Origin of the sequence: Paractinoplanes bogorensis (assembly GCF_018829635.1) — a bacterium.
GTDB lineage: Bacteria > Actinomycetota > Actinomycetes > Mycobacteriales > Micromonosporaceae > Actinoplanes > Actinoplanes bogorensis.
On record NZ_JAHKKG010000016.1, the window covers coordinates 181,228 to 194,411 of the forward strand.

General features: G+C 69.9%; 18 protein-coding genes. 6 read left to right on the forward strand and 12 right to left on the reverse strand.

The features are described from left to right. Nucleotides 1-19 precede the first annotated feature (19 nt). Complete coding sequence (locus tag KOI35_RS40840; protein WP_215795041.1) at nt 20-1,078, forward strand: DUF2293 domain-containing protein; 1,059 nt, start codon at nt 20-22, stop codon at nt 1,076-1,078. Continuing rightward, complete coding sequence (locus KOI35_RS40845) at nt 1,075-1,452, forward strand: YciI family protein (protein ID WP_215795043.1); 378 nt, start codon at nt 1,075-1,077, stop codon at nt 1,450-1,452. The genes KOI35_RS40840 and KOI35_RS40845 overlap by 4 nt, the downstream gene beginning before the upstream one ends. Here KOI35_RS40845 and KOI35_RS40850 read toward each other — a convergent pair. Further along, on the reverse strand, nt 1,418-1,990 hold the full coding sequence (locus tag KOI35_RS40850; protein ID WP_215795045.1) for a TetR/AcrR family transcriptional regulator: 573 nt from the start codon (nt 1,988-1,990) through the stop codon (nt 1,418-1,420). The two genes, KOI35_RS40845 and KOI35_RS40850, sit on opposite strands and share 35 nt — an antisense overlap. Nucleotides 1,991-2,029: 39 nt before the next feature. Here KOI35_RS40850 and KOI35_RS40855 point away from each other — a divergent pair, with 39 nt between their 5' ends. After that, nucleotides 2,030-2,482, forward strand: coding sequence for a cupin domain-containing protein (locus KOI35_RS40855; protein ID WP_215795047.1), 453 nt, complete (start codon nt 2,030-2,032; stop codon nt 2,480-2,482). Then, a complete protein-coding gene (locus KOI35_RS40860; RefSeq protein WP_215795050.1) occupies nt 2,479-2,808 on the forward strand; it encodes a hypothetical protein in 330 nt (109 codons plus the stop codon). Before KOI35_RS40855 ends, KOI35_RS40860 begins: the two co-directional genes overlap by 4 nt. A 176-nt stretch (nt 2,809-2,984) precedes the next feature. On the opposite strand, the gene KOI35_RS40865 is transcribed toward KOI35_RS40860, so the two are convergent. Continuing rightward, nucleotides 2,985-3,197, reverse strand: a complete 213-nt coding sequence (locus KOI35_RS40865) for a hypothetical protein (protein WP_215795052.1) — start codon at nt 3,195-3,197, stop codon at nt 2,985-2,987. Nucleotides 3,198-3,295: 98 nt separating this feature from the next. Then, nucleotides 3,296-4,420 carry an epoxide hydrolase family protein gene (locus tag KOI35_RS40870; protein ID WP_215795054.1) on the reverse strand — a complete coding sequence of 375 codons (1,125 nt, stop codon included), beginning with the start codon at nt 4,418-4,420 and terminating at the stop codon, nt 3,296-3,298. A gap of 68 nt (nt 4,421-4,488) precedes the next feature. Between KOI35_RS40870 and KOI35_RS40875 the strand changes: the two genes are divergently transcribed. After that, nucleotides 4,489-5,061 (forward strand): TetR/AcrR family transcriptional regulator, encoded by a 573-nt coding sequence (locus tag KOI35_RS40875; RefSeq protein ID WP_308121375.1) that lies wholly within the window; start codon nt 4,489-4,491, stop codon nt 5,059-5,061. Here KOI35_RS40875 and KOI35_RS40880 read toward each other — a convergent pair. The 4 genes from KOI35_RS40880 to KOI35_RS40895 form a co-directional block, all read right to left on the reverse strand. Continuing rightward, entirely contained in the window at nt 5,058-5,675 is a 618-nt protein-coding gene (locus KOI35_RS40880; protein ID WP_215795057.1) for a hypothetical protein, read from the reverse strand. The two genes, KOI35_RS40875 and KOI35_RS40880, sit on opposite strands and share 4 nt — an antisense overlap. Further along, entirely contained in the window at nt 5,675-6,193 is a 519-nt protein-coding gene (locus KOI35_RS40885) for a SigE family RNA polymerase sigma factor (RefSeq protein ID WP_215795059.1), read from the reverse strand. The genes KOI35_RS40880 and KOI35_RS40885 overlap by 1 nt, the downstream gene beginning before the upstream one ends. A gap of 29 nt (nt 6,194-6,222) precedes the next feature. Then, nucleotides 6,223-6,672, reverse strand: coding sequence for a hypothetical protein (locus KOI35_RS40890; protein ID WP_215795062.1), 450 nt, complete (start codon nt 6,670-6,672; stop codon nt 6,223-6,225). Between the two features lie 88 nt (nt 6,673-6,760). Further along, a complete protein-coding gene (locus KOI35_RS40895) occupies nt 6,761-7,762 on the reverse strand; it encodes an NAD(P)H-dependent glycerol-3-phosphate dehydrogenase (RefSeq protein WP_215795064.1) in 1,002 nt (333 codons plus the stop codon). A 122-nt stretch (nt 7,763-7,884) separates the two neighbouring features. Here KOI35_RS40895 and KOI35_RS40900 point away from each other — a divergent pair, with 122 nt between their 5' ends. Continuing rightward, nucleotides 7,885-8,655, forward strand: a complete 771-nt coding sequence (locus KOI35_RS40900) for a hypothetical protein (RefSeq protein WP_215795066.1) — start codon at nt 7,885-7,887, stop codon at nt 8,653-8,655. A 150-nt stretch (nt 8,656-8,805) separates the two neighbouring features. Here KOI35_RS40900 and KOI35_RS40905 read toward each other — a convergent pair whose 3' ends face one another. The 5 genes from KOI35_RS40905 to KOI35_RS40925 all read right to left on the reverse strand — a co-directional run bounded on the left by KOI35_RS40905 (nt 8,806) and on the right by KOI35_RS40925 (nt 12,905). Beyond that, nucleotides 8,806-9,864 carry a hypothetical protein gene (locus tag KOI35_RS40905; RefSeq protein WP_215795069.1) on the reverse strand — a complete coding sequence of 353 codons (1,059 nt, stop codon included), beginning with the start codon at nt 9,862-9,864 and terminating at the stop codon, nt 8,806-8,808. Next, complete coding sequence (locus tag KOI35_RS40910) at nt 9,861-10,370, reverse strand: SigE family RNA polymerase sigma factor (protein WP_215795195.1); 510 nt, start codon at nt 10,368-10,370, stop codon at nt 9,861-9,863. Before KOI35_RS40910 ends, KOI35_RS40905 begins: the two co-directional genes overlap by 4 nt. Before the next feature lie 71 nt (nt 10,371-10,441). Beyond that, entirely contained in the window at nt 10,442-10,849 is a 408-nt protein-coding gene (locus KOI35_RS40915; protein ID WP_215795071.1) for a hypothetical protein, read from the reverse strand. After that, nucleotides 10,840-11,913 carry a hypothetical protein gene (locus KOI35_RS40920; RefSeq protein WP_215795073.1) on the reverse strand — a complete coding sequence of 358 codons (1,074 nt, stop codon included), beginning with the start codon at nt 11,911-11,913 and terminating at the stop codon, nt 10,840-10,842. Before KOI35_RS40920 ends, KOI35_RS40915 begins: the two co-directional genes overlap by 10 nt. 122 nt (nt 11,914-12,035) lie before the next feature. Continuing rightward, on the reverse strand, nt 12,036-12,905 hold the full coding sequence (locus KOI35_RS40925; protein WP_215795075.1) for a hypothetical protein: 870 nt from the start codon (nt 12,903-12,905) through the stop codon (nt 12,036-12,038). Nucleotides 12,906-13,184: the final 279 nt, after the last annotated feature.

Genomic DNA, 13,184 nt, shown 5'->3' on the forward strand with positions numbered 1-13,184 from the left:
CCCCGCAGCGGCTTCCCGCATGCAGCCGACCACCAAGCTGGAACGGCGAGTGGTGAACGCCGCCGAGCAGGCGCTTGCTCGGCAGCGTTACGTGAGCCCGCTCGACGTGCTGACCGGGATGGGCTGGGTGCCGCCGGGTTCGGTGACCGACTGGCGGCAGGGTCGCGCACCGCATCTGGAGGCGGTGGCCGCGGTCCGGCCCGACCGGCTGGCCGACGCGCTCGAGGTCTTCCACCGCTGGGTGGCCGGCCGCGGACTGCGGGCCAGCGCGGTCGACTATGTGGCCGCGACCCGTGACCGGCGGCCGTTGCAGTTCACCGCCGAGGGTGGCGACGCGCTCGAGGCGGCGTACCGGACGCACTGGACCCCGGCCGACCTGACCGAGCAGCAGCGGGAACGGATGACGGCCCGGCAGAGCAAGGCGCCCGACCTGGTGGTCCTGATCGCGCTGCGCGACTTCACCTGCGCGAGCTGCGGGCAGACCGAGGCCGACATGCTGATGATGGAGGAGGGCGCGCCGATCTGCCTGGCCTGTGCCGACCTCGACCATCTGGTGTTCCTGCCCGCGGGCGACGCCGCCCTGACCCGCCGGGCGAAACAGGCCAGCCGGCTGTCGGCGGTGGTGGTGCGGTTCAACAAGTCGCGCAAACGCAACGAGCGACAGGGATTGCTCGTCGAACGGGCCGCGGTCGAGCTGGCCGAGCAACAGTGTCTGTCCGATGAGGATGCTCGCGCCCGCCGCCGCGAACGGGACCGGGAACGGCGCGAGGTGGCCGACGAGACGTTCCAGCACGACCTGGCCGAGAGGATCGTCCGGCTGTTCCCCGGTTGCCCACCGGAACGGGCGGCGGTGATCAGTGCCCACACCGGCGTTCGCGGCAGCGGCCGGGTCGGTCGCAGCGCCGCCGGTCGGGCGCTCGACCCCGACGCCGTGACCCGGGCCGTGGTCGCGACGATCCGGCACGAAGAGACCCCGTACGACGAAATGTTGATGTCCGGGGTTCCCCGCGACGAGGCCCGCGCCCGGATCCGGGACGACATCGACCGTTTCCTCTCCAGGTGGAGGCGTCCGGCATGAATTTCGATCGGCACACGCTCGTCCTTCTGGTCCGGCCGCCGGACGCACCCGAACTCAGCGACGCCGAGGCCGACGCGCTGCAGGATGCGCACCTGGCCTTCCGGGCCGACCTGCGCGACCGGGGCTACCTGATCGGCGGGGGACCGCTGGTCGACCAGGACGACGAGCGCCTGCGCGGCATCTCGGTCATGACCGTCGACCCGGAGACCGCGCGCGAGTTGTGCAGCGCCGACCCCGCCGTACGGGCCGGTCGCCTGGCCGTCGAGGTCATGACGTGGATGGTCCCGGCCGGCAACGTGCACTTCGAAAACGTCCGCGCACCCCGCTCGATGGCCGAGGTCAGCGCGCCGGAGCCGCCACCGCCGCCGTCGTGACCCGGCGTGCTGTGGCGACCAGGCCGGCCACCGCGTCCTCGGCTGACAGTCCACACAGGTCGGTCAGGGTGAACAGCGACTCGGCGCTGATCACGACGGCAAGGTCGCGCACCAACTGCTCGTCGGGTCCGTTCGCCTCGATCCACGGCGCCAGCGCGTAGTCGATCAGGGCGAAGCGCTGGGCCGGGCGCTCGCCCGCGGTCGAGGGCCGGGCGATGGCGGAGGCGACGACGACGCGTACGGCACCCTGCCGCCGCAGCACCGCCCGGCCGAGGATCTCGGCGGCCTGACCGATCCGCTCGACCGGGTCGTCGCTCACCGTCACCGCCCGCAGGGCCGCGACCTGATCCTCGACCGTGACGGCCGCGCGCAGCAGCGTCACGAGATCGGGAAAGTAGCGATAGGCGGTCGCGTCGGACACCCGCGCCGCGGCCGCGACCGCCGGCATCGTGATCTCGGCGCCGGTGTCGGCCAGCTCCCGGGCCGCCGCCACGATCGCCGACCGCGTCCGTTCCATCTGGTTCGTTCGTTGACTCACGGCTGGAGTTTACTCTCTTCGTGAGAGTACGCTCTCATTATGACTACGGTATCCATCGTCCGCCCCGGCGAGGGCGAACTGATCGTCAACGGCCCGTCCCAGATCCGGATCCTCGAGGACGGCGGCCACACCGACCACCGCCTGGGCATGGCCGAGATCAAGCTGCCCCCGCACACACCCGGCCCGCCCCAGCATCGCCATTCCCAGCACGACGAGGGCTTCTACGTGGTGTCGGGCCGCGTCCGCTTCACCGTCGGCGCGGACGACCATGACGCCGAGGCGGGCGTCTGGGTGCTGGTCCCGCCCGGTGCCCCGCACACGTTCGCCAACGTGACCGACGAGCCCGCGGTCATGCTGAACACCTTCACCCCCGACCTGTACGTGCAGTACTTCCGCGACCTCAAGGACATGGTCGAGTCCGGTCAGCCGCTGACCCGCGAATCCGTCGCCGCCGTCTGGACCAGATACGGCACCGAGCCGTACGCCTCGTGACCGCACTGCTGATCGCCAACCTCGTCGCCGCGGTGGCGAGCGTCGGCTTCGCGCTCATCGGCGCCTTCCGCCCCGCCGCCCTGAACCCGACCGACGACCGTTTCTACGGCTGGATGTACGCGACCCGCGGAGTCCCCCTGGGCGTGGCGGCCGGCCTGGCCCCCTACTTCGGGTCAGGCCCGGTCACCGCCCTGCTCCTGTTCGCCGCCGCCGCGGCCCAGCTGGGCGACGCCGTCATAGGGGTCGCCTACCGAAAGTGGACGATGATCGCCGGCGCCACCTTGCTGGCCGTCATCCACATCGCCATGGCGTTCGCCACGCTCTAGAGACCTTTCGCGGTCAGGGTCTGGCCCTGATCCACTGTGACGCTGCTGGCGCCCCGCCCAGCCCGCCCGGTCGCCGGGGGCAGGACTCGTGTCGTCAGGTGCCAGTCCGATCCGCGGTCGTCCCGGCAGCGAGGGCTGCATTGCCTGCACTTGGGGGCCGCACCGCAGAGGGTGTGCTAGCGGGTAAGGCCGCGTAGCGTTGCCAAGGCACTATCGGTATCGATGTGGAGGCGGCGTAACTCGCCGTTGTACGTCGCCCGCGCTTGGAGCCGTTCCTGCTCAGTGTTCGACGATCGCAGTTTGCCGGCGCACGCTCGTATCTTGTCGATCCGTTTGCTCAGCACGTCGGCCGCTTCTTCGATCATGTCGGGCGTAAGTTCGAAACTCATGACTCCCAGCATCAGCGAGGGTCTTTATGGAGGGCAAGGCATCCGCGTCGAGGCCGCGCGATCGGCAGACATTGTGAACCACCGCGATGTCGATCCAGCTAGCGGAGGGGGCGCAGGCCGGTGCGGATCTCGTCGACCAGGATGTCGGGCTGTTCGAGGGCGGCGAAGTGCCCGCCCCGCGCGGCCTCGCCGTAATGGATCAGGTTGCGGTACGTGTCCTCGATCCAGCTTCGGGGCAGGCGCGGGATGTCCCGGGGGAAGACGGTCACCGCGACCGGCAGCGTCAGCTGCGGGCCCGCGAACGTGCGTGAGCTGTTCTCCCAGTAGATGCGGCCGGACGACGCCGCGCTGTTGGTGAACCAGTACAGCGAGATCGCGTCGAGCATGGTGTCGAGGCTGAGCGCGTCCTGGGTCTTGGACTGGAACTTCTCGTAGATCCAGGCGGCCTGCCCGGCGGGGGAGTCGGCCAGGGCGAATCCGACGGTCTCCGGTTTCGTGCCCTGCAGGTGGTTCGATCCGCCGAGCCGGCCGGTGTAGAGGGCGAGACTCTCCACGGCGCGCTGCTCATCGGGCGTGAGGTCGTCCGGTATCCGGGCCGGAAAGGCGTACTGGGTGTTCAGGTGGATGCCGAGCAGGCCCTCGGGTCGCATGGCGCCGAGGGCGGTGGTGACGACGGCGCCCCAATCGCCGCCCTGTGCGGTCCATCGCGAATAGCCGAGGCGCCGCATCAGCTCCACCCACGCGCGGGCGATCCGTTCGACGTCCCATCCGCTGGTCGCCGGCTTCTGCGAGAACCCGAAGCCGGGCAGCGACGGAATGACCACGTCAAAGGCGTCAAAGGCTTTCCCGCCGTACGCCTCCGGGTCGGTCAACGGGCCGACCAGCCGCAGGAACTCGACGATCGAGCCCGGCCAGCCGTGCGTGAGCAGCAGAGGCATCGCATCCCGATGCGGGGACCGGACGTGCAGGAAGTGGATGTCGAGCCCGTCGATCTCGGTGCGGAACTGGGGTATGCGGTTGAGCTCGGATTCGAAGCGCCGCCAGTCGTAGCGGTGCTCCCAGTGGTCGATCAGGGCCCGGGCGTTCTCCACCCGGACCCCCTGTGACCAGTCGTCCACGGTTTCCGGGTCGGGCCAGCGGGTGCGGGCCAGTCGTTGCTTCAGGTCGTCGATCTCCGATGGTGCGATCGCGACGGTGAACGGGCGTACGGCGGCGGTGGTCATGATCCCTCCTTCATTGCACACTGGTGTGCAGCGTAAGTCATTGCACACTGGTGTGCAATGATGGCGCCGTGAACGCCCGTGAGCGCTCGATGAAGGAAACCCGCGACCGCATCCTCGAGGTCGCGCTCGAGGTGCTGGGGGAGAATCCGGACGCGGGCATGGGCGAGATCGCCTCGTCCGCCGGCGTGGTCCGCCGCACGGTCTACGGCCATTTCCCCTCGCGCCTCGACCTGCTACGGGCGCTGATGGAACGGGCCGTCGCCGAGATGGAGGCCGTACTGGCCGAGGTCAACGCCTCCGAAGCGGACGTTTCCTGGGTGGAGTTCGTCGCCCGCGTCTGGCCGGTGACACATCGGTATCGGGTGCTGCTCGCGCTGCGCCGGGGCGAACACGGCGAGACGATCCACGGCCTGCTCGGACCGGTCGACGAACTCCTCGCCGACCTGGTGCAACGGGGCCAGGACGCCGGCGTGTTCGCGCGGCATCTGCCGGCCGGGTTGCTGAGCCAGCTCGCGTACGGCGCCGTGTTCGCCATCGCGGACAGCGACCGGTCGGACCTCGGTTCCCGGGCCGCCACGATCACGAGCCTGCTGATGCTGGGCGTGCCCGAGGCGCGCGCCGTCGCGCTCGCCCCGGGCTAGCCCGTCTCGCAGAACGGCGGATTGCCGGAGGTGATGCCCAGATCCGGACAGCGGTAGCTGCTGCCCTGACTGTGATAACTCCACCCCGGCCCCGCCTTGTAGTGGAACAGGTAGATGCCGTCGCTGGGGGTCGGACCCTCCGGATCGGCCATCGCCCAGTCTCGCCAGCACTTCACGCTCGACGGCACGAAATACCAGTCCTTCGGCAGGTCGGCGAGCTTTTCCAGGGCTTTCGCGGAGGGGCAGTCGGGATATCGGGGACGGTCGCTGGTCGGCGCCGAAGAGTGCGGCGACGACGAAGGTGGCGCCGACGAATGCGGGGGTGACGGCGTCGGCGGTGCCGATGACGGCGGTGCGGATGACGGCGCCGTCGACAGGGAGGGGGACGGCGAGAAGGCCGGAGGCAGGGCCGGGCTCGATCGGTCGACGGTGGCGTAAGCGACCGCGCCACCCACGGCGAACACCGCCACCGCCGCCGCGCCGGTCGCCGCCCATCGGGCGCGCCGCTGTGACTGGCGCGATTTGCGGAGCGTCCGCTCGTACAGGTCGGCCCCGCCGCCGTGCTCGGCCAGGTCGGACATCGCCCGGCGCAGCCGCTCGTGGTCGTCGGACATCAGCCTTCCTCCCTCACGGCCGCGAGCAGGTCGGGCGCCATCGTCCGGATGCGGGCCAGCGCCTTGCTGGTCTGGCTCTTGATCGTGCCGACCGAGCAGTTCAGCAGTTCCGCCGCCTCGGCCTCGCTGCGATCCTCGAAGAACCGCAGCACCAGCACCGCCCGCTGCCGCCGGGTGAGACGGGCGAGCACTTCGTGCAGGGCGAGCTTGAGGTCCGTACGGACGGAATGGTCGCTGCCCGGCTCGGCCACCTCGGCCAGGTCGCCGGGCATCGACTCGGTCAGGCGACGACGCCGCCACCAGCTCACGTGCAGGTGGTACATCGCCGTGCGGGTGTAGGCCTCGAAATGCCCCGGATCGGCCAGCCGCAGACGGCCGCGATGGGTGCGGGCCAGCGCGTCCTGCACCAGGTCTTCGGCCAGGTGCCGATCGCCGGTCAGCAGGAAAGCCGTCCGCAGCAGCGCCGCCGACCGGGCCCGGACGAATTCGCCGAACAGGTCGTCAATCGAGTCCGGCATGCTCCCCGCCCGCCGAAGACCGGTGTCTGTCATGGATATTGGCAGAACGGGGCGGGCTCGTGGATGCCGAGGTCCTCGCACATGTATCCGCTGCCCTGGCTGTGATAGCGCCAGCCTTTGCTCGACACGTACCGGAAAAGGTAAATGCCGTCGCCGACACCCGGGCCCTCGGGGGCGGCGAAGGCCCAGCTCTTCCAGCATTTGACGCTCGGGAAATGCCAGCCCTCCGGCAGGTCGGCCAGCTTCTCGAATTCCTTCGCGGGCGGGCACACACCGGACCCGTGTTCGGGCCCGAGCGACCGCGACGAGGTCGACGGAGCCGGCACCGGCGCGGAAGAAGAAGGCGCCGGCGCGGATGAGGAAGCCGGCGACGAGGAAGGCGTGGCCGAAGGCGCCGAAAGAGCCGAGGACGGAGCGCATCCGAAGAGGATGAACGGGACGGCGAGAGCGGGCAGCAGGAGCGGACTGCGTACGGACATTTCACGTTCCCCCGAATCGTGGCAGCAGCACTACACCCGGGTACATGCGTTCCGGGGCGCGCAGGTTGCCGCGTACGGGAAAGAAATCTCAGCCCGGCTCGGACTCGTGACCGGCCGGATGGGAGCGCAGCAGACCGTCGTAGGCCCGCTCCGCCGTGATGTCTCCGGTGACCACCCGGTGGATCGTCCGGGTGATCGGCATGGCCAGCCCGTGCCGGTCGGCCAGTTGCACCGCGGCGTGTACGGTCTTGACCCCCTCGGCGACCTGCCCCATCTCGGCCAGGATGTCGTCCAGGCTGCGCCCGCGCCCGAGTTGCTCACCCACGTAGCGGTTGCGGCTGTGCGGGCTGATGCAGGTCGCCACCAGGTCACCCATCCCGGCCAGTCCGGCCAGCGTGCTCGGCTCGCCGCCCATGGCGACCGCGAGGGTGGTCAGCTCGGCCAGGCCGCGCGAGATCACGCCGGCCCGGGTGTTGTCGCCGACCCCGAGGCCCTGGGCGATGCCGGTGGCGATGGCGACGACGTTCTTGAGGGCGCCACCGACCTCGCAGCCGATCACGTCGTGGTTGGTGTAGACGCGCAGCAGACCCCGGCGGAACACCCGCTGGATCTCGTTGGCGACGGTGAGATCCTCGGTGGCGATCACCGTGGCCGCCGCCATGCCCGCCATGATCTCTTTGGCCAGGTTGGGCCCGGTCAGCGCGGCGGCCGGATGACCCGGCAGGACGTCCTTGATCACTTCGGTCATCCGGAGCAGGGAGTCGCGCTCCAGGCCCTTGCTGAGGCTGACCACCGGGATCCACGGGTGCAGGTCGGGACGGACCCGTTCCAGCGTGGCGCGGAACGCCCCGGTGGGCACCCCGACGACCAGCAACTCGGCGTGGGCGGCGGCCTCGGCCAGGTCGGAGGTGGCCCGGAGCCGATCGGGGAGCGGGAAGCCCGCGAGGTAGCGGTCGTTGCTGTGCTTGGCGTTGATCTCGTCGGCCGCGGCCGGGTCGCGCGCCCAGATCAGCGACTCGTGATCGCGGCGGGTGAGCACGGACGCGACCGTCGTCCCCCAGGAACCCGCACCGAGCACCGTGATCCGCATGGTTCCCCTCTCGCCGCCACCTCAGGTGGGTTTGAGAATACGGCTGCCGTTTGATCCGGGGACCCCCTTCCCGCCGTACTACCGCGTGGAACCCACGTGTCTACGGAAGGACGGTCGCGTTCGTGCAAGCCAGGGACCCGCGCCCGCGTGTCGCGTTCGTCGACCTGGCTGTCGACGACGAGCCCTGGCCGGACCGGCCGCGTCGGTACAAACGGCGCCGGCGATCCGCCCGTACGATGTCCGCCCTGCTCGTGATGGGTCTGGCCGGGGCCGCCGTGGGTGGAGTCGTCGTCTACAACGGTGATCAGCCATCGCCTCCGGCATCGGCGCCGGTCGCCCTCGACGCCGCCATCGAGGCCCGGACTCCCGCGGTGACGCGAGCCGAGCGGCGCGTCCCGCCCAAGCCGTCCGCCTCGGCGTCCCGCCCGGCGTCCACCCCGAAGCCGAAGCCGAAGGTCGTGCGACCGGTGGCCGGCCTCAACCAGGCGCAGATGAACAACGCCGCGGTCATCGTGCAGGTCGCGCAGAAGCGTGGCCTCCCGCGCCGGGCGATGCTGGTCGCCATGATCACCGGGCTGCAGGAGTCGCGGCTGCGTAACCTGGCCAACCCGACCGTCCCGGCCTCCCTCGACGAGAAGCACGAGGGGACCGGCGAGAACTTCGACTCGCTCGGGGTGTTCCAGCAACGCCCGAGTCAGGGCTGGGGCAGCGTGGACGAGTTGATGGACCCGCGCTACGCCGCCGACGCCTTCTACAAGCGGCTGCTCAAGGTCTCCGACTGGGAGTCCCGGACAGTCGGCGAGGCAGCCCAGGCCGTCCAACGGTCGGCCGTCCCGGACGCCTACGACGACCACGAGACCCGGGCCACCAAGGTGCTCGACGCCCTGCTGTGATGCGGGCGGTCACACCCACCGGCGTACGCGGGAAAGGTAGTCGGTGCAGGTCGACCCGAATCGCCGGGTGAGGTAACGCTCCTCGGGCCGGATGACCAACTGCCGCACAGCGACCCGGCCGTCAGGGCTCGGCCGCGACTCCGAGGTGCGTCAGCGGGTGACGGTGACGGCGGTTCCGTCAGTCCCCATGTCGGCGATGACGGCTTCGCCGTTGCCCATCGCGGCCATCCAGGTGAGCTTGTGCCGGCCCGGCTCGACATCCGCCGGGATCGTCCCCGGCAAGGTGAACTCGACGCTGCCGCGTCCGCCGATGGTGGTCTCTTCACAGTTGATGCGCTGCCACGGCCCGGTGCCGTCGGCGGCCACGCTCAGCCGGAAGACCGGGCACGAGCCGGACTTGTACTTGTCGGGGAAGACATTGTCGATGGTGACCGTGTAGGAGAATTCCTCGCCCGCGCGCAGGACGGCCGGCGCCTTGACGGTGGCGTTGAGGGACGCATAGTCCATGGGCGGCTCGACGTACCACTGGCTGACGTCGGCCCCGCAGACCCCGGTGAGCTTGTTCGAACCGGACAGCGGGAGCTTCTTCTCGCCGAACGTCAGGACGAGGTCGCGGTAGGACTTCGGCTTCTGACCGGCGGGACAGGTCGTGCTGCTCCGGATTTTGACACGGGCCGGCTCGCCCGGGTCGACCGTGGCGGGGAACTGGCGGGTGACATCGTCCTCGAGCGGGCCGAGGTTCACGACCGTGACCGGCTCGGACCGGCCGGTGGCGGTGTTGACGCCGGACAGCACCGGGCGTCCCGTCATGGTGCACCGCTCGCTCTCGTTGGGGCGCACGGCGAAGCCGGTGGACAGTCCCCACGGCGCCGACTGCACGATCCAGTCCACCTCATCCACCCGGTCGAGCCGGCACGGCTGGACGGCGGCCCGGGGGGATCGGCGCGCAATCGTCGGCGCGGCCGCCGGCTCGGCGCTGACGATCGAGTTCGGCGGCGGCTCGCGGTGGCCGGCGATCCCGACGCCGGCGAAGGCCACACCGGCCGTCAGGACCGCGGCCGCGGAGGTGACCAGGAGCGTGCGGCGCCGGCGGCGGGTGACGCCGGCTTCCACCCGGGCCACCGGGTCGGGCCAGGCCGCGATGGCGGACGAACCGGCGTGCATCGCGGTGCGAAGGTCCTCTTCGATCGTCTGCGGGTCGATGCTCATCGGACGCCTTCTCCTGCCGGTTGCGGGTGAATGTCGGAACCGAGCTCGCGCCGCAACCGGGCGATCGCCCGGGACGCGGTGCTCTTGACCGTGCCGGCCGAGCAGCCGAGCGCCTCGGCGATCTGGGCCTCGGACAGGTCCAGGTAGTAGCGCATGACGATCACCGCACGTTGCTGGCGCGGCAGGCAGGCGAGCAGCCGGAACAGCGACCCGTCGGACGGTTCGGCCCCCGCCACACCGACCTCGGGCGTGTCACCGACCAGACGTTCCCGGCGCAGCGACCGAACCCGGTTCAGATAACGGTTGGTGATCGTCCGGCGCAGATAGCCTTCCGGGTCGCCCTGCGCCTCGATCCGCCGCCAGGCCACGCCGGTACGCTCCAGCGCGTCCTGGACCAGGTCTTGCGCGAGGTGCGTGTCTCCGCACAACAGATATGCGTATCGCAGAAGCGCGGCATGTCTGACGCGCACGAACTCGGCGAACTGTTCGGGTGCCGCCCATCTCATCACAATGTCAGGACACTTCAGCGGCATGGACGGTTGTCAACATTCTCGAACTTCTTCCCCGCATCGTGCGGTCACCCCTGCCGCGTGCGGCGGAAGGCGATCATGCCGGGCACCGCGAGCAGAACCAGAGGCACGACCGGAACGGCCACGACCAGCCCGAGAAGCAGGGACAGCACATCGTCCCGGCGGCCCTCGGCGAACCACGTCACGGTCATCGCGGCCAGCCAGAGCAGCACCAGCACGGTGACGATCACCAGCGCGGCACGTTCCGCACGTCGCAGTGGCCGGACCGCGGAGAGGTCCTTCACCGCGGCGACGAACGCCAGCACCACGATGAGGAGCTCCGCGGTGGCCCAGACGGCCGGCCGGTCGCCCAGCCACGGCATGAGGTAGTTGGTCACGAGCAGCACCAGGTAGACCAGCGCAGCCGCGAGAACCAGCCGCCACCACAGGCGGGGCCGGACCGCTGTCACTGACATCCGGGGATCTTCACCTTTCCGTGCTCGCCGGTGCGGACGGTGGTGACGTCGGCTCCGCGAGTGACGGGCGACGGCAGCCAGGGGGAGTTCGGATCGTTCGCCAGGACAGTGAAGCACGTCCGCGGAGGGAGTCTGAGGCCCTCGGAGCCCGTTTCCCCGGCGCACGGCGCGTGCAGCGAGGCCAGGGCGGTCACCGCCGAACCGGCCTTCCGTTCGCCGCCGAGCAGTCCGTTCCAGCCGCGCAGGGCCGGGCAGATCTCGGCGTAGTAGCCGGCCCGGGACAGGGACATGTCACCCGTGCTGGTGACCTGCCACAGGCCGCGGGCCGCGGTGGCCACGTCGATGTCCTTCGGATCGGTGCCGGTGGTGGCGTAGTAGACCTGCGCCGAGTCCGCGGCGAGGTCGGCGCTGGTCACGAGGCGCCGAGCCGTCCCGGCTGCGCTGCCCTCGGCGCGGTAGAACGCATCCGCCGAGGCCCCCACCGGGAACGGCGAGCCGACCGCGACCACGAGGCCGGGGCGGGTCGCGCCGAGATAGGCGGCCCGGACCGAGGCGAAGGAGTAGCCCTCCAGGCGGGCCACGGTGACACCTTCGGACTTCTCGATGCGGTCGACCGCGGACCGGTAGCTCTCGGCCGTGCTGGTGGCGTCGCCGTTGAGGCAGCCCTGGCGCACCGCGGTGACCACGCCGGGTGAGGCGGGTCGCGGATAACGCTGAGTGGACTCGCGGTAGAACGACGTCATGGCCGCCTGGCAGGCCGGCTCGTAGCGGGCCATGACCCACGGCTCGTCCAGGACGAGCAGGTTGAACCCGCGGCGGTCGGCGTCCGCCGCCGTCTGCTCGTAGCGCGCGTCGATGTCGGAGAGGTTGGACACCCCAGGCCCGCCACCGTCGAAGATCATCGTCCGCGACGTCTTCCGGGCCGCCCGGAACAGCAGGTAGCGGTACGTCTTGCCGGCGACGTCGACCGCGTGACAGACGCTCTCGTACCGGGTCGACGGATCGGCGCAGACATTGCGGGTCGCCGCCGGTGACGGGGCGGCCGCGGGTGGGATGGCCGCCACCGGGGACGACTGTTCGCTTTCCTTCCGGCAGCCGGTGAGACACAACACCAGCCCGGCCAGAACGGCGACAAGAATCGGAAGGGGCCGGAGCCGCTCCCGAGAGGAGCGGCTCCGGCTGTGAATCATCGGTACCACAGGCCGTCCGTGTAGGTTTCTTCCCACTTGTTCAAACCGTTGACGCAAGGGGTGAACGGGATCCAGCCGCAGCTCGACATGGTGACCCAGACGTAGTCCGACCACACCGGGGTGGAACCGTTCGAGACGTATCGCGCGTACGAGTCGATGTACTTCTGGCTCGTCTCGTGCCCGAGATACTTGGTTCCGGTCTGGTAGTAGGAGCCACCGGCCAGATTCTGAATGCCGCCACAACCGACGAGCGGGATTTCCAGACCGCCGTAGGAGAACTTGGCGTTGTTGCATTCGAGGCTGCTCGGGAGCGGCCCGTAGTTGTAGGGGCCGCCGGTGATGCGGCTGTATCCCTTGGCCTCACGGAATCGAATGGTGAATTCCTGGACCTCCCGTCGGATGGCCGCCTCGGTCTGTCCGACGGTCATCTTCGAATAGCGGTTGTAGATGTATTCCGAGTTCGACTTCTTGAACTTCTCGTAGCAGTCGTACACCTGGTCGTCGTTGGCCCCCGAGGTGGGGTTGTCGAACCAGAGCGTGCGGCACGCGCCGGCCACCCGCGGCAGGCCCGAGCCGGCCGAGTGACCGGCCGCCGACGGCGTCACCGAGTCGGTCGGAACCTCGAACTCCGCGCCCAGACCGACCTCGTCGACACCCGGCTCGGTGACGACGACGGCGCTCTTCAGCTTGACGCCCTTCGGCACCACGGCGGTGAACTTGCGCCCGCCGACGTTGGCGCTGAAGGTGTCGAGGTCGGCGTCGGCGACGAGCTGCGACCGGCGCATCGCGTCGTCGACGTGCTTGCGGACCCGCTCCTTCAGTTTGCCGGTGGTCCGTTCTCCGGCGACCTTCTCGAATTTGTCCACCACGGTGAACTTCGGTTCGGCCTTCGGCTTGGCTTCGGCTGCGAAAGCAGTTCCCGGAATCATTCCCAGAACCGCAATCACGGCAGCACTCAGTGCCACCACTTTCCTCACGGAATTCCCCGTTCCTGGAAGGATGAATCGCTGCGGCGCCGTACGACGGATTGTGCCGCAACCGCGCGGATGACCGCGTTGCCGAGAGATTACTAAGCATCGATCGGGGCGTGGGGGCAGTCGGGTCGGGCGAATGGCGCGCGCTCACGGAAGGTGCTCGCGGAAAGG